Here is a 20,883-nt window from a genome sequence, read left to right on the forward strand (position 1 = left end):
CCGTGGCGGGCGACCCGTACGGACGCCCTCCCGCAACAGCTGCTACGGCCCGGCAGAGCTCCGAGACGAGCCGGTGGCCCGGTACGAGGAAACGGGGGGTGCATGAGCACGGAAGCGCGCCGGGCCTCGATTCCCCCACGCCCACCGGTCCCACCCCGCCCAGCGACCCCGCCCCACCCGGACCGGCCCCCACCCCCGGACATCCCGTCCCCGCCGGACACCCCCCCGACGCCGGACCAGCCGTCCCCGCCGGACAGCCGGCGCACTCCGCCCCAGCCCCCGAGCCACTGGCCGGCACCGGATCCCCAACGGCCGGCGTCGGACCGGCAGTCGGTTCCGGACCAAGCGTCGGCATCGCACCAACCCTCGCCATCGGACCAACCGTCGGTTCAGGATCAGCCGTTGGCCCCGAACTGGCCGCCGGTTTCAGGCCAACCGTGGACACCGAACCGGCCCTCGGACGCGGGCGGGCGGTCTGTTCCGGATCGTCTGTCGGCCCCGAGCCGACCGCCGTTCCCGGACGGGCGGCGGACTTCGGAGCAGCCTCCGAGGCCGGACCGGTCCACACCGCCGAACCAGTCGTCGGCTTCGAGCCGGCCACCTGCTTCGGACCGCCTGTCGCCCCCGAACCGACCGCCGTTCTCGGACCGGCCACGGACGCCGGAGCAGCCACCAAGCCTGAGCCGGCCAGCGGCGCCGGAGCGTCCGTCGACCCTGAACAGCGCGTCCGCGACGGACAGTTCGCGGACTTCGTCCCAGCCCGCGTCGCCGGGACGGCCCGCCGTGCCCGAGCGAAGCCCTGCGCAGGGAGGCTCCCCGTCCAGGGGTGCCGCCCCGCTGCCGCCCCGCCCCCGGACCCCGCCCCCGGGACACCCTCCGACAGCCGGACCCCGTCCGACGCAGGCCGGCGACGCCCCGTCGCGGCCGCCCAGGCCGCGAGACGAGCCGTCGGCCGAGGCCCCGCCTCGGTTCCGGCCCACGTCCGCGTGGGACGGCGACGTCGAGTCGCGTCACCCCCGCGGCCTGCCGTCGGAGCAGCCTTCGACGGCCGGGCGCCGCCCGATGCCCTCGCAGTCCGGCGATGCCGAGTCGCGCCGCACCGGCGATCTTTTCCCAGGGCAGCCCTCTACAGCCGAACCTCGTCCGACGCAGGCCGGCGACGCACCGTCGCGTCCGCCCCACCCCCGGACACCGCCGCTGAGCGGTGCCCCGTTCGTTCGGCCCTCCCGCACGGCGGGATCGCCCTCGGAGCGGATCGGCACTGGGTCGCGGACGGTTTCGGAGCCTCGGGAGAGTGACGGCGGTCCCCGGTCGGCCGGGGTGGACGGGGGCGCCGGGCACGGTCCACGCGTACCGTCGCCGCCCAGTTCGTTCGACTTCTTCGACTTCTCCACCGATGCGGAGCCGCCGAATCCGGAGGCGCCCCCGGCGCAGCCGCCCGCGGCTCCGCGTCCCCCGCAAGGGGCCCGGCGCTTCCCGGGTCTGCGCCCGCCCCGGCGGCCCGACTCGGCACCCCCGCCGCCCCCGGCCTCCGCACGGTTCCCCGACACGCCCCCGGCACCCGGAAACACGGCACCCGGAAACACGGCACCCGGGCGCACCGCACGCGCCTCGGAGACGACCAGGCGGCTCAGACCCGTACCGGCCGAGGCACCCGCCCCGCGCCCGACGGCCCCGCCCCCGTCCGAAACCCCGTTCGTGGAGCGTCCGTTCGTGTCCTTCGGGCAGCCGGAGACGTACGACGACAACGTTCGCGCGCGTCGCCGCGGCGGACGTAGCCGCGCCCGGGCGCTGGCCGCCGCGGCCTGTGTCGTGCTGGGGTTCGGCCTCATCGGCGGTGCGGTGACGGGGAGTTGGCTGACCGGCGAGAGCTCGGCGGGTGTCGACGCGCGGACCGAGTTCGCGTCCGCGGGCGAACTCTGGCACAGCGTGCCGGTGGACCTGCTCTTTCCGCCCACCGTGCAGGGCGACGGCGCGGGCCCCGGCGGCGCCGACCGCGTCTGGACACGGGTCGCCGTCGCCCCGGACACCGGCTGCGCGAACGCCTTCGACCCCCTCCTGCGCAAGGCCCTCGCCCCGGCGGGCTGCCTGCGGGTGCTGCGCGCCACGTACACGGACGCGACCCACAGCCTGGTGACCACCGTCGGCCTGCTGTTCACCAAGGCGGACGCGACGGCCATGGCCTCGCTGAAGGCCCGCTTCGAGAAGGACGGCCTGGACCGGCGCACCGACCTGATGCCCCGCCCGTACGCGGTCAGGAACACCGCCGCGGCCGGCTTCGGCGCCGACCAGCGTGCCTCCTGGACGGTGTCGGTCCTCACCGACGCCCCCGTCGTCGTCTACGCCGTCTCCGGCTTCGCCGACGGCCGTACGGTCACCGCCCCGCAGCCCGCCGAGGACGCCATGAAGCCCGGCGCGACCACGGACCCGGCGCAGGCAGGACTCGGCCACGACGCCCAGGGTCTCGCCGACCGCGTCGAGCGAGGCTTCCGCAAGACCGTCACCTCGGCCACGGAGAAGCCGTCATGACCCGCGCGGCACCCAGGACCCGCGGCCCGGTTCGCCGCAGGGCCGGACTCCTCGGCGTCCTGCTCGCCGCCTCCCTCGTCCTGGTCCCCGCCACCACCGCCCACGCCGACGGCATCCGCGCCCAGCAGTGGGCGCTCGACGCGATGCACACCCAGGAGGCCTGGCAGACCACGAAGGGCCGGGGGATCACCGTCGCCGTCCTCGACACCGGCGTCGACGACGAGCACCCGGACCTGGAGGGCAACGTCCTCACCGGCAAGGACATGGTCGGCTTCGGAGCGTCCCGCGGCGACCGGGCGTGGGCCAGACACGGAACCGCCATGGCGGGGATCATCGCCGGCCACGGACACGGGCCGGACGACGCCGACGGCGTCATGGGCATCGCCCCCGAGGCCAGGATCCTCCCCGTCCGCGTCATCCTCGAAGACGGCGACTCCTCCCGTACGAAAGCCCGCAACACCCGCGGAAACGCCCTCGCCGACGGCATCCGCTGGGCCGCCGACCACGGCGCCGACGTCATCAACCTCTCCCTGGGCGACGACTCCGCGTCCGCCCACCCCGAACCCGCCGAGGACGAGGCCGTCCAGTACGCCCTGCGGAAGGGCGCCGTCGTCGTCGCCTCGGCCGGCAACGGCGGCGAGAAGGGCGACCACATCTCCTACCCCGCGGCCTACCCGGGCGTGATCGCCGCGACCGCCGTCGACAGCAACGGCACCCGCGCCTCGTTCTCCACCCGCCGCTGGTACGCCACGGTCAGCGCTCCCGGCGTCGACGTCGTCATCGCCGACCCGGACGAGAGGTACTACGAGGGCTGGGGCACCAGCGCGGCCTCCGCGTTCGTCTCCGGCGCCGTCGCGCTCATCAAGGCCGCCCATCCGGGCCTGTCCCCGGCCCAGATCAAGCAGCTCCTGGAGGACACGGCCCGCAACGCCCCCACGGGCGGCCGGGACGACTCCCGCGGCTACGGCTTCATCGACCCCGCGGCCGCCATTAAGGAGGGCGGCAGGCTCAAGCCCGAGGGGATTCAGGCGGAGTACGCCCAGAAGTACTTCGGACCGGGTCCCGACACCCCCGAGGACGACGCGGACTCCACCGGCTGGGCCGGCCCGCTCGCGGGCGGCCTCGGCGCGGTACTGCTCGCCGCGGCCGTCGTCCTGTGGCGGGGCCGCAGAGAACCACGCGGGTACGACGGCTTCTGACAAGCCGCCGCACGACCGGCCCCACGGGCGAGCCGTACGAGCCGGCCGCTCGACCCCTAATCGGTGGCCGTCGCCGTACCGGTGGACGTCTCCTAGAGCGCCGCCACCGCCGCCTTCGCGACCGCCTCGACCAGCGAGATCCCCTTCGCCTTCGTCGTGGTGCCGTTCGACAGCACCGCGACCAGGTAGTCGTGGCCGTCGGCGGTGACCCGTCCGATGCTGTTGATGTCCCACAGCCCGGTCGCGCTGCGCGCCAGCCACCCGTTCTTCAGCGCCCACCCGGAACCGTCGGCCGCGGCCGACACCCCCCAGTGCTGGTCGACGGCTATCTCACCCATGAGCCCCCGCAGATACGTCCGCGAGGTCTCGTCGAGCTTCGACTCGTCCCCGAACACCTGCCGCAGCAAGGTGAGCTGATCGGCGGCCGTGGTCTGCGTCAGACCCCACAGGGCACCGTCCCCGCCCTTCGTCGCCGTCAGCCCGAAGGTCCTGTTCGCGGTGTCGAGGCCGTCCGCCTGTCCGATCGCGTCCCAGAGGGCGCTCGCGGCGGTGTTGTCGCTGTTCTCGATCATCCGGGTGGCTTCGGCCTTCTCCGTCGCCGTCAGCTCCCGGTCCGCTTCCTGCGCCTGGAGCAGCAGCGTGGCCAGGATGTCGACCTTGACGATGCTCGCCGTGTCGAAGGACCCCTCGCCGTACGCGGCGCTCTCGCCGGAGTCGACGTCGAGGACGGACACCGACACCGCGGCGCCGTCCTGGACGGACACGGACTTCATCGCCTCGGCCAGGAGCGCGTCCGGGGACACCTCGGGCGCGGGCGCTGTCACGGGTTCCACCGATGCCTCCTCGACGGCGCTCGGCGACGCCGATGCCGCGGAGGACGACGATACGAGGTCCGGGCCGGCGTGCGCCTGGGCGTTCACGTACACGGTCGCGGCCGCCGTACCGCCCACGAGAACGACGGAGGCCAGCGCGGTGCAGACGAACGGCCTGCGCCGGGACGGGCGGGCGCGACGGCGGATGGCTCTGTCCAGGTCCATTCCGTGATGCTGGGCGCCGGGCCTGTGCCCGTGGTTAGACCCGTGTGAAATGTGTGTCAGGGACGGCTGAGAATCCCATGAGACCTGTCAACCCGAGGTTTCCGGGGCCGCACAAGCGCAGCAGCATCCCCCCGATAGGGTCGGGGACCGTGGCGAACAAGAACATTCCCGACCCCGGCTTCTCCGACGACGACGGATCCGCCGATCCCCGGCTGACCGCGGCACTCGCCGCCTGGGCCGAGGACCGCACCGCCGTACGGCCGGTGCTGGAGGCGCTCAAGGGCGCCCGGCTGCTCGTGCCCGTCGTGGCCGTCCTCGGCGAGGTCGAGGAGGACGGGAACGGACTGCGCCACGAGAAGACCAGCGACATGGCCGTCCCCACCCTCAAGGCGGGGGGCCGCACCGCCCTGCCCGCCTTCACGTCCACGGAGTCACTGGCCCGCTGGGACCCCGAGGCCCGCCCCGTCGCCGTACCCCTGCACCAGGCCCTGCAGGCCGCCGCACACGAGAAGGCCGACACCGTCGTCCTCGACCTGGCGGGCCCGGTGCCCTACGAGCTGACCGGTTCCGCGCTCCTCGCGCTCGCCGAGGGGCGGACGGACACGGATCCCCTCGCGGACCCGGCCGTCACCGAAGCCGTACGCGCAGCCGTCGCGGCGGAGTCGGGGGTGCTCCGGGCTCATCTCGGCCCCGGGCAGGCGGACGGCACGCTGGCGCTCGTACTGGATCCGTCCGCGCCCGCGGCCGAGACCGCCCGCGCGCTCGCCGGACGGCTCGCCGCCGACGAGACACTGCGGAGGCGCCTGGTGCGCGGCCTCGACCTGGCGCTCCTGCCGCCCGGGGCGACGCCGCCGGGCGCACCCCTGTACGTACGGCAGTAGGGAGCCCCGCGCAGGTCAGCCGTAGACCGGGCCGGTGTACTTCTCGCCCGGGCCCTGGCCCGGCTCGTCCGGGACGGTCGAGGCCTCGCGGAAGGCGAGCTGGAGCGACTTGAGACCGTCGCGCAGCGGTGCCGCGTGGAAGGAGCTGATCTCGGTGGCGCTCGCGTCGAGCAGCCCGGCGAGCGCGTGCACGAGCTTGCGCGCCTCGTCCAGGTCCTTGTGCTCGTCGGTCTCCCCTTCTTCTTGCGGGGCCAGGCCGAGCTTCACGGCGGCGGCGCTCATCAGGTTGACGGCGACCGTCACGATCACCTCGACCGCCGGGACCTCGGCGATGTCGCGGGTCATGGTGTCGTAGTCGGGCGTCTGGGGAGGGGTGTCACTCATGAACCCCACGATAGGTCCCGGACGCGATCAGGCCCCAGCAGGCCTCGGTTAGCCGTTGTACGTCCGAGCTGCTAACCTTGTGTAACGACCGGCCGGACACTTACATGCCCGGCCCACAAGTGGAGGCTCCGATCTCCCACCTGACTGTCCTCCGGGACGGCGGGTCACCCGGTCAGGCGGTCACCATCGTTCCGTACGGACGATGGAGTCGCCCGAAGTGCGCCCCGCGGATCACCGCGGCGGTGCTCCGGTAATCCTTGGAGCCCCGCCTGTGTCCCGTCCGGGGCATTTTTCATGCCCTGCGGCGGTTGGTCCAACTGTCATCAGAGACATACGCGGCTGTCCGCCAGACCGCCGTGTGGTGCTACCGAGGAGGATCCATCAGCACCGAGCCCCGCATCAACGACCGGATTCGCGTTCCCGAGGTGCGACTCGTCGGGCCCAGCGGCGAGCAGGTCGGGATCGTTCCGCTTGCCAAGGCCCTGGAGCTTGCGCAGGAGTACGACCTCGACCTGGTCGAGGTGGCGGCGAGCGCTCGCCCGCCCGTCTGCAAGCTCATGGACTACGGGAAGTTCAAGTACGAGTCGGCCATGAAGGCCCGTGAGGCGCGCAAGAACCAGGCGCACACGGTCATCAAGGAAATGAAGCTCCGGCCGAAGATCGACCCGCACGACTACGACACCAAAAAGGGTCACGTCGTCCGGTTCCTCAAGCAGGGCGACAAGGTCAAGATCACGATCATGTTCCGTGGTCGCGAGCAGTCCAGGCCGGAGCTCGGCTACAGACTGCTGCAGCGGCTCGCGACGGACGTCGAGGACCTCGGGTTCATCGAGTCGAACCCGAAGCAGGACGGCCGAAACATGATCATGGTTCTCGGCCCGCACAAGAAGAAGACCGAGGCGATGGCCGAGGCCCGTGAGGCCCAGGCGGCTCGCAAGGCGGAAGCGAAGGCCAACCCGGGCAAGTCGCAGAACCACGCGGGCGACGACATCCCGGAGACCGACGAGGTCGACGAGACCGACGAGGTCGACGCCGAGACCGCCGAGGCTCCGGCCCAGGCGTCCGCCGAGGTCTAGATCCCAGGGCGAACGCCCCGGGAGCCCGGGACGAGAGTCCGGGGAGTCCCGGGACAACCGTCCAGGGATGTCAACCGATACGTATGACGTTCCACCGTGCCCGGTTTGACGACCGGGCACCGGAGCGCCACTGACGAGGAGAGAACGGCGCTATGCCGAAGAACAAGTCGCACAGCGGTGCCAGCAAGCGCTTCAAGATCACCGGCTCCGGCAAGGTGCTCCGCGAGCGTGCCGGCAAGCGCCACCTGCTCGAGCACAAGTCGTCCCGCCTGACGCGCCGCCTCACCGGCAACGCCGAGATGGCCCCGGGCGACGCCAAGAAGATCAAGAAGCTTCTCGGCAAGTGACGTATCGGCGCCTGATCGTCCGATCGCCGCGCGCCGTACGTCAGGACCGGGACCCCATCGATTTCGGGCCGTGTGAGTCCCACCACGGCCCCGCTGCAAGGAGTTAACAAGTGGCACGCGTCAAGCGGGCAGTCAACGCCCACAAGAAGCGCCGGGCGATTCTCGAGGCCGCCAAGGGCTACCGCGGTCAGCGCTCGCGCCTGTACCGCAAGGCCAAGGAGCAGGTCACCCACTCCCTGGTCTACAACTACAACGACCGCAAGAAGCGCAAGGGCGACTTCCGTCGGCTGTGGATCCAGCGCATCAACGCCGCTGCCCGCGCCAACGGCATCACCTACAACCGCTTCATCCAGGGTCTGAACGCGGCGAACATCGAGGTCGACCGCAAGATCCTCGCCGAGCTGGCCGTCAACGACGCGGGCGCGTTCACCGCGCTCGTCGAGGTCGCCCAGAAGGCGCTGCCGTCGGACGTCAACGCGCCCAGGGCTGCCGCCTGAGCCGTGCGTCGAGCCGGTCAACCGGACCCGTAGGCCCTCGGCCTACGGGTCCGGTTGCGTCTGTCGCCGTCCGTTGTCCTCCGTCTGCCGGTGGTGGTGGGTTGCTCGCGCAGTTCCCCGCGCCCCTGAGGTCCCCTCCCCAAAGGTGAGTCGCATGGTTGCCGCCCCTGAACCGATCTCCCCCAAGTCGCCCCGCGTCTCCGCCGCCCGGCGGCTCGGCAGGCGGAACTTCCGAGGGAAGGAGCGGCTGTTCCTCGCGGAGGGACCGCAGGCCGTGCGGGAGGCGGCGGCGCATCGTCCCGGCGGGACCGCCACACTGGTCGAGCTGTTCGCCACCGTCGAGGCCGCCGAGCGGTACGCCGACATCGTCGCGGACGCCCAGGACGCCGGCGCACGCGTGCACCTCGCCGCCGAGGACGTGATCGCCGACATCTCGACGACGGTCACACCGCAGGGCCTGGTCGGCGTCTGCCGCTTCCTGGACACCCCCTTCGAGGAGATCCTCAGGGCGAGGCCCAAGCTCGTCGCCGTACTCGCGCACGTGCGCGATCCCGGGAACGCCGGCACCGTGCTGCGGTGCGCGGACGCCGCCGGCGCCGAGGCCGTCGTACTGACCGACGCCTCCGTGGACCTCTACAACCCCAAGGCCGTACGGGCTTCGGTGGGTTCCCTGTTCCATCTGCCCGTCGCCGTCGGTGTGCCCGTCGAGCGAGCGGTGCGGGGCCTCAAGGACGCCGGTGTACGGATCCTGGCCGCGGACGGCGCCGGGGAGGACGACCTCGACGACGAGCTGGACAAGGGGACCATGGGCGGGCCGACCGCCTGGGTGTTCGGGAACGAGGCGTGGGGGCTTCCGGAGGAGACGCGCGCACTGACCGACGCCGTCGTGCGCGTACCCATCCACGGAAAAGCCGAGAGCCTGAACCTCGCCACCGCCGCGGCCGTATGTCTCTACGCGTCCGCCCGTGCACAGCGCGGCTCCGGAGGGTGCCGCTCCGTCACCGAGAGCTAGTAGGGTGACCTGCTCGGGGCCCACTGCCAGACGAGAGGTGGGATACGGGGATGAGTGTCGGCACGAGCGGTGCGCACCAGGCACCGCCAGCACGGGATGTGCGCGGTACGCCCGCGTCCCGGCGCGGTGACGCCGTCGAACCCGTGGCCGAGCACGAAGCCGGTCCGGGAACGGGCCTGCTCGCCGGCCTCGGAGCCGGTCTCGGCATCGACCCCGACGACCTCCCCGACGGACTCGTCATCGCCGACGAGCGCGGGCGCGTGATCTGCTTCAACGCCGCCGCGGTCCGGATCGCCGCCGTGTCCGCCGCCGACGCGCTCGGACGCCCGCTTGAACGGGCCCTCCCGTTGGAGGACCTCGAAGGGCGCGGGTGGTGGCAGGTGACCGACCCGTACGGCGGTCTCGCCATCCGGGTCGGACAGCCCGAGCGGAATCTGCTGCTCCCCGGCGGCCGCGAAGTGCTCGTCACCGCGAGGTACGTGCGCACGCACCCCACCGGCCCCGTCCAGCGCGTCGTCGTCTCGCTGCGTGACACCGAGGCCCGCCGCCGCACCGAGCGCAGCCACGCCGAGCTGATCGCCACCGTCGCCCACGAACTGCGCTCCCCGCTCACCTCCGTCAAGGGCTTCACGGCCACCCTGCTGGCCAAGTGGGAGCGTTTCACCGACGACCAGAAGAAACTCATGCTGGAGACGGTCGACGCCGACGCCAACCGCGTCACCCGGCTCATCGCCGAGCTGCTCGACATCTCACGGATCGACTCCGGGCGGCTCGAAGTGCGCCGCCAGCCCGTCGACATGGGCGCCGCCGTCGGCCGGCACATCCAGGCCTACGTCGCCTCCGGCCAGTCGGCCGACCGCTTCCTGGTGCGCATCGAGCATCCGCTGCCCGCCCTGTGGGCCGACCCCGACAAGGTCGACCAGGTCCTCAGCAACCTGATCGAAAACGCGGTGCGCCACGGCGAGGGAACGGTCACAATCGACGTCACGCCGTCGGCTTCCCCGCGTGAGGGGGAGGACGGCAGGAACGCGGCCACGTCGGTCACGGTGAGCGACGAGGGCACCGGCATCCCGGAGGAGTCCATGAAGCGCGTCTTCACCCGCTTCTGGCGGGGCAGCAAGCGCGGCGGGACGGGCCTCGGGCTCTACATCGTCAAGGGCATCGTCGAGGCCCACGGCGGCACCATCACGGTCGGCCGGGCCCCCGGCGGCGGCGCCGAGTTCCGATTTACGTTGCCCGTGAGCACCCCGGCGTACCTGCTGTAACGCCGACGAGGGCCCGCGGGCGCAGTCACCCCTCTCACCCCCGTTAGACTCGGCCTTTGGCACCTTTGCGTCCCCGTTTCATGTTTCAGGGACGATGCGCGTCCCCCGAGTCGGGACGGGGACCATCAGCCAGCCAACCGGAAGCACGGGAAGAGATGTCGGCACCGAACAAGTCGTACGACCCTGTAGAGGTCGAGGCCCTGAAACCGGAAGAGATCGAGCGCATGCGGGACGAGGCGCTCGCCGCCTTCGCGGCCGCCGGTGACCTCGACGCCCTCCAGGAGGCCAAGATCGCCCACACCGGCGGCACCTCCCCGCTGTCCCTCGCCAACCGCGAGATCGGCGCCCTGCCCCCGCACGCCAAGGCCGCCGCCGGCAAGCTCGTCGGCCAGGCCCGCGGCGCGGTGAACAAGGCGCTGGCCGGCCGGCAGGCCGAGCTGGAGGCCGACCGCGACGCCCGGGTCCTTGTCGAGGAGGCGGTGGACGTCACGCTGCCGTACGACCGCGTCCCGGCCGGCGCCCGGCACCCGCTGACCACGATGATGGAGCGGGTCGCGGACGTCTTCGTGTCCATGGGATACGAGATCGCCGAGGGCCCCGAGGTCGAGGCGGAGTGGTTCAACTTCGACGCCCTCAACTTCACGCCCGACCACCCGGCCCGGCAGATGCAGGACACCTTCTTCGTCCAGGGCCCCGAGGGCACCCAGGGCGACGAGTCCGGTGTCGTACTGCGCACGCACACCTCGCCCGTGCAGGCCCGCGCCATGCTCGACCGCGAGCCGCCGGTCTACGTCGTCTGCCCCGGGCGGGTGTTCCGCACCGACGAGCTGGACGCCACGCACACCCCGGTCTTCCACCAGATCGAGCTCCTCGCCGTCGACGAGGGTCTGACCATGGCCGACCTCAAGGGCACCCTCGACCACATGGTCCAGTCGCTCTTCGGCGCCGGCATGAAGACCCGGCTGCGTCCGAACTACTTCCCCTTCACCGAGCCGTCCGCCGAGATGGACATGCTCTGCTACGTCTGCAAGGGCGAGTCCGTCGGCAACCCCGACCGCCCCTGCCGGACCTGCTCCAGCGAGGGCTGGATCGAGCTGGGCGGCTGCGGCATGGTCAACCCGCGGGTGCTGACCGCCTGCGGCGTGGACCCGGAGAAGTACAGCGGATTCGCCTTCGGGTTCGGCATCGAGCGGATGCTGATGTTCCGCCACAGCGTCGAGGACATGCGAGACATGGTCGAGGGCGACGTCCGGTTCACCCGGCCGTTCGGGATGGAGATCTGATGCGGGTCCCGCTTTCTTGGCTGCGGGAGTACGTCGACCTGCCGGCGACTCAGACCGGGCGCGACGTCCAGGCCAAGCTCATTTCGGCAGGCCTCGAGGTCGAGACCGTCGAGCAGCTCGGCGCCGACCTCAAGGGCCCCCTCGTCGTCGGCCAGGTGCTGACCATCGAGGAACTGACGGAGTTCAAGAAGCCCATTCGCTTCTGCACCGTCGACGTCGGCACCGCCAACGGCACCGGTGAGCCCCAGGAGATCGTCTGCGGCGCCCGTAACTTCGCCGTCGGCGACAAGGTCGTCGTGGTCCTGCCGGGCGCCGTCCTGCCCGGCAACTTCGCGATCGCCGCCCGCAAGACGTACGGCAGGACCTCGCACGGCATGATCTGCTCCGGCGACGAGCTGGGCATGGGCGACGACGGCAGCGGCGGCATCATCGTCCTGCCGCCCGAGGTGGAGGTCGCCGCCGACGCCGTCGAGCTGCTCCAGCTCGTCGACGAGGTCCTCGACATCGCCGTCACGCCCGACCGGGGCTACGCGCTCTCGCTGCGCGGTGTGGCTCGCGAGGCCGCCATCGCGTACGGGCTGCCGCTGCGCGACCCGGCGCTGCTCGACGTACCGGCGCCGAACGCCTTCGGCTATCCGGTGCAGGTCTCCGACCCGTTCGGCTGCGACCGGTTCACCGCGCGCACGGTGACGGGGCTCGACCCCGAGGCCCGCTCCCCGATCTGGCTCCAGCGCCGCCTCCAGAAGGCGGGCATGCGCCCGATCTCGCTCGCCGTCGACATCACCAACTACGTGATGCTGGAGCTGGGCCAGCCGCTGCACGCGTACGACCGCACCCGCGTCCAGGGCGCGATCGGCGTGCGCCGGGCCGAGCAGGGCGAGAAGTTCACCACCCTCGACGGCGTCAAGCGCACGCTGGACGCCGAGGACCTGGTGATCACCGACGACCGTGGTCCGATCGGCCTCGCGGGCGTCATGGGCGGCGCGAACAGCGAGATCGACGACACCGAGGGCACCACCACCGAGGTCGTCATCGAGGCCGCGCACTTCGACGCGCTGTCCATCGCCCGCACCGCCCGCCGGCACAAGCTGGCCTCCGAGGCGTCCAAGCGCTTCGAGCGCGGCGTCGACCCGCAGGCCGCGTCCGCCGCGGCCCAGCGGACCGTCGACCTGCTCGTGATCCTCGCGGGCGGCACCGCCGACGCCGGGGTCACCGAGGTCATCGCGCCCTCCGCGCCCCACACCATCGCCATCCCGGCGAACCACCCGGACAAGGTGGCCGGGGTCGACTACGGCCGCGAGACCGTCGTACGCCGTCTCCAGGAGGTCGGCTGCGACGTCTATGGAAATTCTGCCGCGTGGAACGGGTCGTTGAGGGGTGGTGGTCGGGAGACGGGCGGGAAGGATGAGCTGATCGTCACCGTGCCGTCCTGGCGGCCCGACCTGACCGACCCGAACGACCTGGCGGAGGAGGTCATCCGCCTGGAGGGCTACGAGAACCTGCCCTCCACGCTGCCGAAGCCCCCGGCGGGTCTGGGCCTGACCGAGCGGCAGCGGCTGCACCGCCGCGTCGGACGTGTGCTGGCCGGCGCCGGATACGTCGAGGCGCCGAACTACCCGTTCATCGGCGAGCACGTCTTCGATCAGCTCGCGCTGGCCGCCGACGACCCGAAGCGCAGGGTCGTCAAGCTGGTCAACCCGCTCTCCGACGAGGAGCCCGCGCTCCGTACGACGCTGCTGCCGGGCCTGCTCGGCGCGCTGCGCCGCAACGACGGCCGTGGCAGCCACGACCTCGCGCTCTTCGAGACCGGCCTGGTCTTCCACCCGCGCGAGCAACTGCGCGTCGCAGGGCGGCTGCCGGTCGACCGCCGTCCCACCGACGAGGAGATCGCGTCGCTCACCGCCGCGCTCCCCGCCCAGCCCCGGCACGCCGCCGTCGTCCTCGCGGGCGCCCGCGAGCAGGCCGGCTGGTGGGGCAAGGGGCGCCCGGCCGACTGGGCCGACGCGATCGAGGCGGCGCGCTCGCTGGCCCGCGAGGCCGGGACCGAACTCCTGGTCCGCGCCGGGCAGTACGGGCCGTGGCACCCCGGCCGCTGTGCCGAGCTCGCCGTCGTCGTCGACGGTGCGGACCAGGTCGTCGGGTACGCCGGTGAGCTGCACCCCGGTGTCCTGAAGACGCTGGGACTGCCCGCGCGCACCAGCGCGATGGAGCTGGACCTGGACGTGCTGGAACAGGCGAGTACCGGCGTCCCGAAGGGTCCGAAGATCTCCACCTTCCCGGTGGCGACGCAGGACGTGGCGCTGGTCGTCGACCGGTCCGTGCCGCACGTGGACGTCGAGGCGGCGCTGCGCGAGGGCGCGGGCGAACTGCTGGAGTCCATCCGGCTCTTCGACGTCTACGAGAACAGCGAGCAGCTCGGCGAGGGCAGGAAGTCCCTGGCGTACGCGCTGCGCTTCCGTGCCGCGGACCGGACGCTGACCGTCGACGAGGCCTCCCGGGCCCGTGACGCGGCGGTCGCGCTGGCCACCGAGCGGACCGGGGCGGTCCTGCGCGGCGCCTGACCTCCCACATGAGGGCAGTTGAGGGGTACATCCGGAGCACTGGATGTACCCCTCACTCCTTCGAGTGACAAGTCCGGGCGATCTGACCCGATCGGGGCATGCGGTCGACAGAATCGGACCGGCCTCGCGCAGGCCCTCTGCGCTGGCAGGGCCTATTGGGGGGCCGATCGGCATGATTCAGATCAAGGCTGGTGGGGCTGCTCCCTGTAGGGCGACGCCCCGTACGCACGGGCGGGTGCTGGCCAGGGCGGTGCGCGGCGGAAGCCTTCGGCCGGTCAGGAGGCGCGGCCTTCGGCTCGGCCTCGGCAGGGCGGTACGACGGGTCGGCCCTCCGCCGCTGCGCAGGGCGCTGAGCATGGGGCTGCCCACCGTCTGGGGGGCGATGGCGGTCACGTACAAACTGACGTGCCCACTCGCCCAGGAGGACGGGTTCAGGGCCCGGATCGTCACCTGCGCGGTGTTCTTCGCGGTCGGAACGGGGCTGATACTCCATGTCAGAACAGCGTTGCTGCGGGAGCTGCGGCAGATCCGCAAGGTCGCGGGCGCCGCGCAGAACGTGCTGCTGCGGCCGCTGCCGCCGCGGATCGACGGGCTGAACGTCGCCGCGGCACAGCTGTCCGCGGATCGCGGCGCGATAGTCGGCGGCGACCTGTACGAGGTGATCGCCACCGAACACGGCGTACGGGTCGTCATGGGCGACGTCCGCGGGCACGGTCTCGGAGCCATCGCGACCGTCGCCGCCGTCCTCGGCAGTTTCCGCGAGGCCGCGCACGACGAGCCCGAACTCGGCCGTGTACTGAGCAGACTCGATCGGGCGCTGGCCAGGCACTTACGTGAGCGGGCCCGAGCCGAGCACCCTTCGTCCGGCCTCGACCCCGACGGCCCGGTCGGCGAGGAGTTCGTCACCCTGCTGCTCCTGGAGATTCGCCGCGACGGTGAGGTGTACGCCCTCAACTGCGGTCACCCGTGGCCGTATCTGCTGCGCAGCCATGTCGAGCCGGCCGGTGTGCGCGGTCATGTCGAGCGGCTGTCCTGCCTCGAACCCCTGCCCCCGCTGGGGCCGTTCCCGCTCCCGGCCGAGCTGCCCCTCATGCGCTGCGGTCAACTGCTGCCCGGCGAGGGGCTTTTCCTGCACACCGACGGTGTCGAGGACGCACGCGACTCGCGGGGCCGGTTCTTCCCGCTGCCGGCCGTCCTCACCGACGCCGTCCAGGTGCAGCCGGTCTCGCCCCAGGCCGTCCTGCGCGCGGTGTTCAGCCAAGTCCTGTGCCACACGGGCGGAACGCCGGCCGACGACATAGCACTGCTGGTGCTCCGCAACGACCGCAAACGCGTCCCGGCGCGACAGCCCCATTCCGTGATCCATCACATCACGTGAGCGCGGCCCCGCCGTGATCCGGCGGTGCCGTCCGCCCCGCCACGGAGTGTCGGGCAGGCAGCCGGGCGGACGGCGCGGGATCGGGCCGCCGCACTGTACGAGGGGGAGCCGGCGGCCCGGCCGGCCTCTTGCGAGGCACCTAAGTCAACCGGCAGTGAACGCTCCGCGACAGCGCGTGCACCGCACGGATGCGGGCACTCCGATCACACCCCGTGTGAATCAGTACGCACTACTCTGACGACACCGTCGGCACCGAGCCACCCGGGGGGCCTCCATGCAGCCCAACACTCTGCTCGACGCGATTCTCGACGAGGCGGGCATCTCGCACGCGGGACTCGCCGCCCACGTCAACCAGGCGGGCAGAGCCCGCGGTCTCGCGCTCAGGTACGAACACACCGCCGTCGCACGGTGGTTGAAGGGTCAGCGCCCGCGCGGCCAGGTGCCCGACCTGATCTGCGAGGTGCTCGCGGGCAGACTCCACCGGCCCGTCACGCTCGACGACATCGGTCTCGGCGTACCGGGCGAGCCGTCCACCCCGCACGGCACCACGCTCTCCGGTTTCGTCGAGCGGGCCACCGCCCTGTGGCGCTCCGACGAACAGCAGCGCCCGCACATCCTCGGCGCGCCCGCCGTCACCGGAACACCCGCCGTGATGCCGGTGTGGGAGTGGGAGAACCCGCCCGAGGACGTGGACGTCTCGCGCGGCGGACGCCACGACGTGAGCATGGCCGACATCGACATGCTCCGCGCGGCGCGTGCCCACTACGAGCAGATGTACCGCAAGGCGGGCGGCATCGCGACCCGCACCCGGATCGTCGGCTTCCTCAACTCCGAGACGGCGCCGCTGCTGCGCGGCAGCTACACCGACGCCACCGGACGCCAACTCCACCGCGCGACGGGCGGGTTGGTGGCCATCGCGGGCATCTGCGCCTACGACTCCGACGCGCACGGCCTGGCCCAGCGCTACTTCCACCAGGCGCTGCGCCTCGCGAAAGCCAGCGGGGACAGGGGACTTGGGGCGTACGTGATAGCTCTCCTGGTCAACCAGTCGCTCTTCATGCGACAGCACCGGCAGGCGGTCGCCTTCGCCGAGGCCGCACTGCGCGCCGCGGGCCGGCAGATCACTCCGGCGCTCGCCTCCGACCTCTACGCGATGCAGGCCAAGGCGTACGCGCATCTCGGTGACGGCAGCGGCGCGCTGTCCTGCATCCGGCGGGCCGAGCAGGCCGCCGACCGCATCCGGCGCGGTTACGAACCCGACGAGACCGGCTATGTCCAGCCGGGTCTGGTCAACGTGCAGGTGGCGGAGGCGTTGCTCAGCCTCGGCGACCTGGTGGCGGCCGGCGAGCACGCCGTGGCCGCCGTGGACAACCCGGCCCACGACCGGGGACGGGTGCACCGGCTCGCCATGCTCAGCCAGATCGAGCTGCGTCAGGGCAACGCCGACAAGGCGGTCGCCACCGCACTTCAGATGGCCGAACAGGCACGGGGGATGGAGTCCCAGCGGCTGCGCGACAGGCTGCGCGCGGTACGCGAACACCTGGTGGCCAGTGGGTGCGCTGGTACCTCCGAGGCCGCGGAACTCATCGACGGGGCACTGCGCGTACCGCTGTAGAACACCGAGCCGCCGCCGAACCGTGCGCCGCTGTGCGCCTGCTGTCAGAACCCGCCTGCTGCCATATTGCCATCTACTCGGCGGAAGGTGGCAGAACCGTGCAGTGGACGAACCAGAGCGAACAAACTGTGTATAAAAACCGCTGGTTCACAGTCAATCTCGCAGATGTGGAGCTGCCGGACGGGCGGCATCTCGACCACTTCTTAATCCGGCTGCGGCCCGTGGCCGTGGCTACCGTGGTGAACGCGGCCAACGAGGTGCTGCTCCTGTGGCGGCACCGTTTCATCACCGACAGCTGGGGATGGGAGCTCGCGGCGGGCGTCGTGGAGGACGGCGAGGACATCGCCGTCGCGGCGGCCCGCGAACTGGAGGAGGAGACCGGCTGGCGACCAGGACCCCTGCGCCATCTGATGTGCGTCGAGCCCTCGAACGGGCTCACCGACGCCCGGCACCACATCTTCTGGGCGGACGAAGGCGCGTACATCGGACACCCCGTTGACGACTTCGAGTCCGACCGTCGGGAATGGGTGCCCCTCAAGCTCGTCCCCGACATGGTCGCCCGCGGCGAGGTCCCGGCTGCCAACATGGCTGCCGCACTGCTGCTACTGCACCATCTCAGGCTCGGGCAGGACGCGGTGCCCTGATACACCCCTCGCGTCCTGGGACCTAGTGGCCCAGAGCCTGCCAGACCGCCACGGCCAGCGCGCCCACGGCCGCGACGACCGCGAGGGTGGGCAGGGGCCAGCGGGTGTGTTCGAGGGCGACGAGCCGTGCGCTCAGGTCGTCGAGATCTTTGGCGGTCTGGTCGTCGCGCTGGGTGAGCAGCGCCAGTCCGCCCTCGATGCGGGTGAGACCCACCTCGATGGACTGGCGTAACTCCGCGAGTTCCCTGGGTGCCACGGGATGCTCGGGGTTGGCGGTCACGAGTCCGCTCCTTTCCGTAGTCGTCTCAGCCGTTGACTGTGCACGGAAAGTCAACTCGCCTGGTGGACAGGTGGGGAGCGTGTGCGAGCGGCATATGCGGGCCCGGCGCTCACACGGTGTGTGAATCACGCGGGCCCGGCACCGAAAAGGGTGCCGGGCCCGCGTGCGTCTGACCGTGCGTAATCAGGGATACGTGTAGAAGCCCGAGCCCGACTTCCGGCCGAGGCGTCCGGCGTCGACCATGCGCAGGAGCAGCGGGGGAGCGGCGTACAGGGGTTCCTTGAACTCGTCGTACATCGAGAACGCGACCGAGGCCACGGTGTCCAGGCCGATCAGATCGGACAGCTTGAGCGGGCCCATCGGGTGGGCGCAGCCCAGCTCCATGCCGTTGTCGATGTCCTCGCGGCTCGCGATGCCCGACTCGAACATCCGGATCGCGGACAGGAGATAGGGGATCAGCAACGCGTTGACCACGAAGCCGGAGCGGTCCTGGGCGCGGATCGCGTGCTTGCCGAGGATCTTCTCGACGAGCGACTGCGCCCGGCTGAGGGTGCCTTCGGAAGTGGTGAGCGCCGGGATCAGCTCGACCAGCTTCTGCACCGGGGCCGGGTTGAAGAAGTGGATGCCGATGACCTGGTCGGGACGCGAGGTGGCGACGGCGAGCCTGACCAGTGGGATCGAGGAGGTGTTGGAGGCGAGGATCGCGTCCTGCCGGGTCACCACCTGGTCCAGCACCTGGAAGATCTCCGTCTTCACCTGCTCGTTCTCGACGACAGCCTCGATGACCAGGTCGCGGTCGGCGAACTCGCCGAGATCGGTGGTGAAGCTGAGCCGCGCCAGCGTCGCGTCCCGCTCCTCGTCGGAGATCTTCCCGCGCTCGGCCGCCTTGGAGAGGGAGTTGAAGAGCCTGGTGCGGCCTATCTCCAGGGCTTCACCGGTGGTCTCGGCCACCTTGACGTCAAGACCGGCGCGGGCGCACACCTCGGCAATGCCCGCTCCCATCTGGCCGCAGCCCACCACTCCGACGCGTTCGATGTCGGTCACATCGTCCCTTTCCGCTGATCATCGGGCCCGGCAGGTTCCCCGCTGCCCGGCGACTGCTCCGATCGTGCACGTTACTCCCAAGTATCGATGATCGATCGTGCGGGTCAGGCATGCTGTGCGAAGAGACGGTCCGTGACCGGGCGGATCCGCTGTGCGAGGGGTGCGGAGATGGGGCGACTGTCACGTCGGGGGTTCGCGCTGGGCGCGGCGGCGACACTGTCGGGGTTCGCGACGGCGGGCGACGCCGCGGCCGTTGGGCGCGAACCCCGCGCGGCCGGCCGCTCCGGGTCCCGCGCGGCCGCCGGCTCCGGACCCCGCGCGGTGGGGGAACTGCGCGGGATGTGGCTGGCGACGGTCTCCAACCGCGACTGGCCCTCGCGCTCCGGGCTGACCGCCGCCGAGCAGCGCGCCGGACTCCTCGCCCACCTCGACACGGCCGTCCGCCGTCGGCTCAACGCCGTGATGCTCCAGGTGCGCCCCACGGCCGACGCGCTGTGGCCCTCGCCGTACGAGCCGTGGTCCCAGTACCTCACGGGCGTCCAGGGCCGGAATCCCGGCTGGGACCCGCTGGGCACCGCGGTCACCGAGGCGCACGCGCGCGGCCTGGAACTGCACGCCTGGTTCAACCCGTACCGGATCGCGAACCACACCGACCCGACGAGGCTGGCGGCGAGTCACCCGGCCCGCCGGCACCCCGACTGGGTCGTCCCGTACGGGGGGAAGCTCTACTACAACCCCGGACTGCCCCAGGTCCGCGCCTTCGTCCAGGACGCGATGCTCGACGCGCTGCGACGGTACGAGATCGACGCCGTCCACTGGGACGACTACTTCTACCCGTATCCGGTCGCCGGGCAGGTCTTCGACGACGACGCCGCCTATGCGGAGTACGGCGGGGGCTTTCGGGACCGGGCGGCCTGGCGGCGCGACAACATCGACCGGCTGGTGCGGGAGACGGCGGCCCGCGTCAAGGAGATCCGGCCGGCGGCGCGCTTCGGGATCAGCCCCTTCGGGGTGTGGCGCAACGCGACGACCGACCCGCTCGGCTCGGCGACCCGGGCCGGCGTGCAGACGTACGACGATCTGCACGCCGACACCAGGAAGTGGGTCAGGGAGGGCTGGATCGACTACATCGTTCCGCAGCTCTACTGGAACATCGGCTTCGCCGCCGCCGACTACGCGAAGTTGCTGGCCTGGTGGGCGGGGGTCGCGGAGGGCAGTGGGGTGCGGCTGTATGTGGGGGAGGCCCTCTACAAGGCCGGTGACCCGGCGCAGCCCGCCGCCTGGCAGGACCCGGCCGAGCTGTCCCGGCATCTCACCCTCGCCCAGGATCATCCGCAGGTGTCCGGGCACGTGTTCTTCTCGGGCAAGGAGGTCGGGGCCGACCGGATCGGCGCCATGGCACGACTGGTCGCCGACCACTACGGGCGGTCGGCGCGGATCTCGCGCTGACGAGACCAGTGGTCGGCGGTGCCCGCACCCTGATGAGACCGGCTGTGGGCCCGGCACCGTGAGTGGAGCCTGCTCCGTACTGATGGCACCAGCGGTCGGTGGCGCCCCGTGCTGGTCTACCGGCCGGTGTCCCGGTGCCGGATCTCGGAGTCCGGGCCCGGCGAGCAGACTGCCTCGTGCCCGTCCTCGAAGCGCACGCGGTACGGGGGAGTGCCCTCGGCGCCCATGACCTCGACGATCTCCGCGATCCTGTCGTGCTGTCCGACGACCCGGCCGTGCTGCACCAGCTCATCGCCCTTGGTCGCGCGCATCTGAACGGCCTCCTCGTGCTGGACGGGAGTAGCGAGCGGTCCGTGGTCCCAAGTCTACGGCCGGTGCCGCCGGTTGGCCCGGTCCCCGCCT

Annotated in this window: 19 protein-coding genes; 14 read left to right on the forward strand and 5 right to left on the reverse strand. The window is 71.7% G+C overall.

The features are described from left to right. Nucleotides 1-1,698 precede the first annotated feature (1,698 nt). Both ACIBLC_RS16765 and mycP read left to right on the forward strand, forming a co-directional pair. A complete protein-coding gene (locus ACIBLC_RS16765) occupies nucleotides 1,699-2,529 on the forward strand; it encodes a hypothetical protein (RefSeq protein ID WP_399211685.1) in 831 nt (276 codons plus the stop codon). Continuing rightward, nucleotides 2,526-3,728 carry a type VII secretion-associated serine protease mycosin gene (gene mycP / locus ACIBLC_RS16770; RefSeq protein WP_399211686.1) on the forward strand — a complete coding sequence of 401 codons (1,203 nt, stop codon included), beginning with the start codon at nucleotides 2,526-2,528 and terminating at the stop codon, nucleotides 3,726-3,728. Before ACIBLC_RS16765 ends, mycP begins: the two co-directional genes overlap by 4 nt. Nucleotides 3,729-3,820: 92 nt before the next feature. Here the strand turns inward: mycP and ACIBLC_RS16775 are convergent, their stop codons facing one another. Beyond that, entirely contained in the window at nucleotides 3,821-4,765 is a 945-nt protein-coding gene (locus ACIBLC_RS16775; RefSeq protein WP_399211687.1) for a serine hydrolase, read from the reverse strand. 149 nt (nucleotides 4,766-4,914) lie between these two features. On the opposite strand from ACIBLC_RS16775, the gene ACIBLC_RS16780 reads away from it, so the two are divergent. After that, on the forward strand, nucleotides 4,915-5,646 hold the full coding sequence (locus ACIBLC_RS16780; protein ID WP_399211688.1) for an SseB family protein: 732 nt from the start codon (nucleotides 4,915-4,917) through the stop codon (nucleotides 5,644-5,646). 15 nt (nucleotides 5,647-5,661) lie between these two features. On the opposite strand, the gene ACIBLC_RS16785 is transcribed toward ACIBLC_RS16780, so the two are convergent. After that, on the reverse strand, nucleotides 5,662-6,030 hold the full coding sequence (locus tag ACIBLC_RS16785) for a DUF1844 domain-containing protein (protein ID WP_399211689.1): 369 nt from the start codon (nucleotides 6,028-6,030) through the stop codon (nucleotides 5,662-5,664). Nucleotides 6,031-6,386: 356 nt separating this feature from the next. Here ACIBLC_RS16785 and infC point away from each other — a divergent pair, with 356 nt between their 5' ends. From infC to ACIBLC_RS16835, 10 genes are all read left to right on the forward strand, one after another. Continuing rightward, on the forward strand, nucleotides 6,387-7,106 hold the full coding sequence (gene infC / locus ACIBLC_RS16790) for a translation initiation factor IF-3 (protein ID WP_399211817.1): 720 nt from the start codon (nucleotides 6,387-6,389) through the stop codon (nucleotides 7,104-7,106). Between the two features lie 152 nt (nucleotides 7,107-7,258). Then, nucleotides 7,259-7,453 (forward strand): 50S ribosomal protein L35, encoded by a 195-nt coding sequence (rpmI, locus tag ACIBLC_RS16795; RefSeq protein ID WP_003947156.1) that lies wholly within the window; start codon nucleotides 7,259-7,261, stop codon nucleotides 7,451-7,453. Between the two features lie 110 nt (nucleotides 7,454-7,563). Next, nucleotides 7,564-7,950, forward strand: a complete 387-nt coding sequence (gene rplT / locus ACIBLC_RS16800) for a 50S ribosomal protein L20 (RefSeq protein ID WP_399211690.1) — start codon at nucleotides 7,564-7,566, stop codon at nucleotides 7,948-7,950. A gap of 154 nt (nucleotides 7,951-8,104) precedes the next feature. Further along, nucleotides 8,105-8,962 (forward strand): TrmH family RNA methyltransferase, encoded by an 858-nt coding sequence (locus ACIBLC_RS16805; RefSeq protein WP_399211691.1) that lies wholly within the window; start codon nucleotides 8,105-8,107, stop codon nucleotides 8,960-8,962. A gap of 50 nt (nucleotides 8,963-9,012) precedes the next feature. Beyond that, nucleotides 9,013-10,227, forward strand: a complete 1,215-nt coding sequence (locus tag ACIBLC_RS16810; protein WP_399211692.1) for an ATP-binding protein — start codon at nucleotides 9,013-9,015, stop codon at nucleotides 10,225-10,227. A gap of 155 nt (nucleotides 10,228-10,382) precedes the next feature. After that, nucleotides 10,383-11,510: a phenylalanine--tRNA ligase subunit alpha gene (gene pheS / locus ACIBLC_RS16815; protein ID WP_399211693.1), complete on the forward strand. Its 1,128-nt coding sequence runs from the start codon at nucleotides 10,383-10,385 to the stop codon at nucleotides 11,508-11,510. Next, nucleotides 11,510-14,071 (forward strand): phenylalanine--tRNA ligase subunit beta, encoded by a 2,562-nt coding sequence (pheT, locus tag ACIBLC_RS16820; protein ID WP_399211694.1) that lies wholly within the window; start codon nucleotides 11,510-11,512, stop codon nucleotides 14,069-14,071. The genes pheS and pheT overlap by 1 nt, the downstream gene beginning before the upstream one ends. 355 nt (nucleotides 14,072-14,426) lie before the next feature. Then, complete coding sequence (locus ACIBLC_RS16825; protein WP_399211695.1) at nucleotides 14,427-15,449, forward strand: PP2C family protein-serine/threonine phosphatase; 1,023 nt, start codon at nucleotides 14,427-14,429, stop codon at nucleotides 15,447-15,449. A gap of 274 nt (nucleotides 15,450-15,723) precedes the next feature. After that, nucleotides 15,724-17,064 (forward strand): transcriptional regulator, encoded by a 1,341-nt coding sequence (locus ACIBLC_RS16830; RefSeq protein ID WP_399211696.1) that lies wholly within the window; start codon nucleotides 15,724-15,726, stop codon nucleotides 17,062-17,064. A 98-nt stretch (nucleotides 17,065-17,162) separates the two neighbouring features. Further along, the gene (locus tag ACIBLC_RS16835; protein ID WP_399211697.1) at nucleotides 17,163-17,708 is read left to right on the forward strand and encodes an NUDIX hydrolase; all 546 of its coding nucleotides are present in this window, start codon (nucleotides 17,163-17,165) and stop codon (nucleotides 17,706-17,708) included. 22 nt (nucleotides 17,709-17,730) lie between these two features. On the opposite strand, the gene ACIBLC_RS16840 is transcribed toward ACIBLC_RS16835, so the two are convergent. Both ACIBLC_RS16840 and ACIBLC_RS16845 read right to left on the reverse strand, forming a co-directional pair. Next, on the reverse strand, nucleotides 17,731-17,988 hold the full coding sequence (locus ACIBLC_RS16840; RefSeq protein ID WP_365434556.1) for a hypothetical protein: 258 nt from the start codon (nucleotides 17,986-17,988) through the stop codon (nucleotides 17,731-17,733). Between the two features lie 183 nt (nucleotides 17,989-18,171). Beyond that, entirely contained in the window at nucleotides 18,172-19,032 is an 861-nt protein-coding gene (locus ACIBLC_RS16845; RefSeq protein ID WP_399211698.1) for a 3-hydroxybutyryl-CoA dehydrogenase, read from the reverse strand. 168 nt (nucleotides 19,033-19,200) lie between these two features. Between ACIBLC_RS16845 and ACIBLC_RS16850 the strand changes: the two genes are divergently transcribed. After that, entirely contained in the window at nucleotides 19,201-20,481 is a 1,281-nt protein-coding gene (locus tag ACIBLC_RS16850; protein ID WP_399211699.1) for a glycoside hydrolase family 10 protein, read from the forward strand. Nucleotides 20,482-20,597: 116 nt separating this feature from the next. Here ACIBLC_RS16850 and ACIBLC_RS16855 read toward each other — a convergent pair whose 3' ends face one another. Continuing rightward, nucleotides 20,598-20,792: a DUF1918 domain-containing protein gene (locus ACIBLC_RS16855; protein WP_399211700.1), complete on the reverse strand. Its 195-nt coding sequence runs from the start codon at nucleotides 20,790-20,792 to the stop codon at nucleotides 20,598-20,600. Nucleotides 20,793-20,883: the final 91 nt, after the last annotated feature.

This window comes from Streptomyces sp. NPDC050535 (assembly GCF_044457665.1).
In the GTDB taxonomy this organism is placed as follows: Bacteria; Actinomycetota; Actinomycetes; order Streptomycetales; family Streptomycetaceae; genus Streptomyces.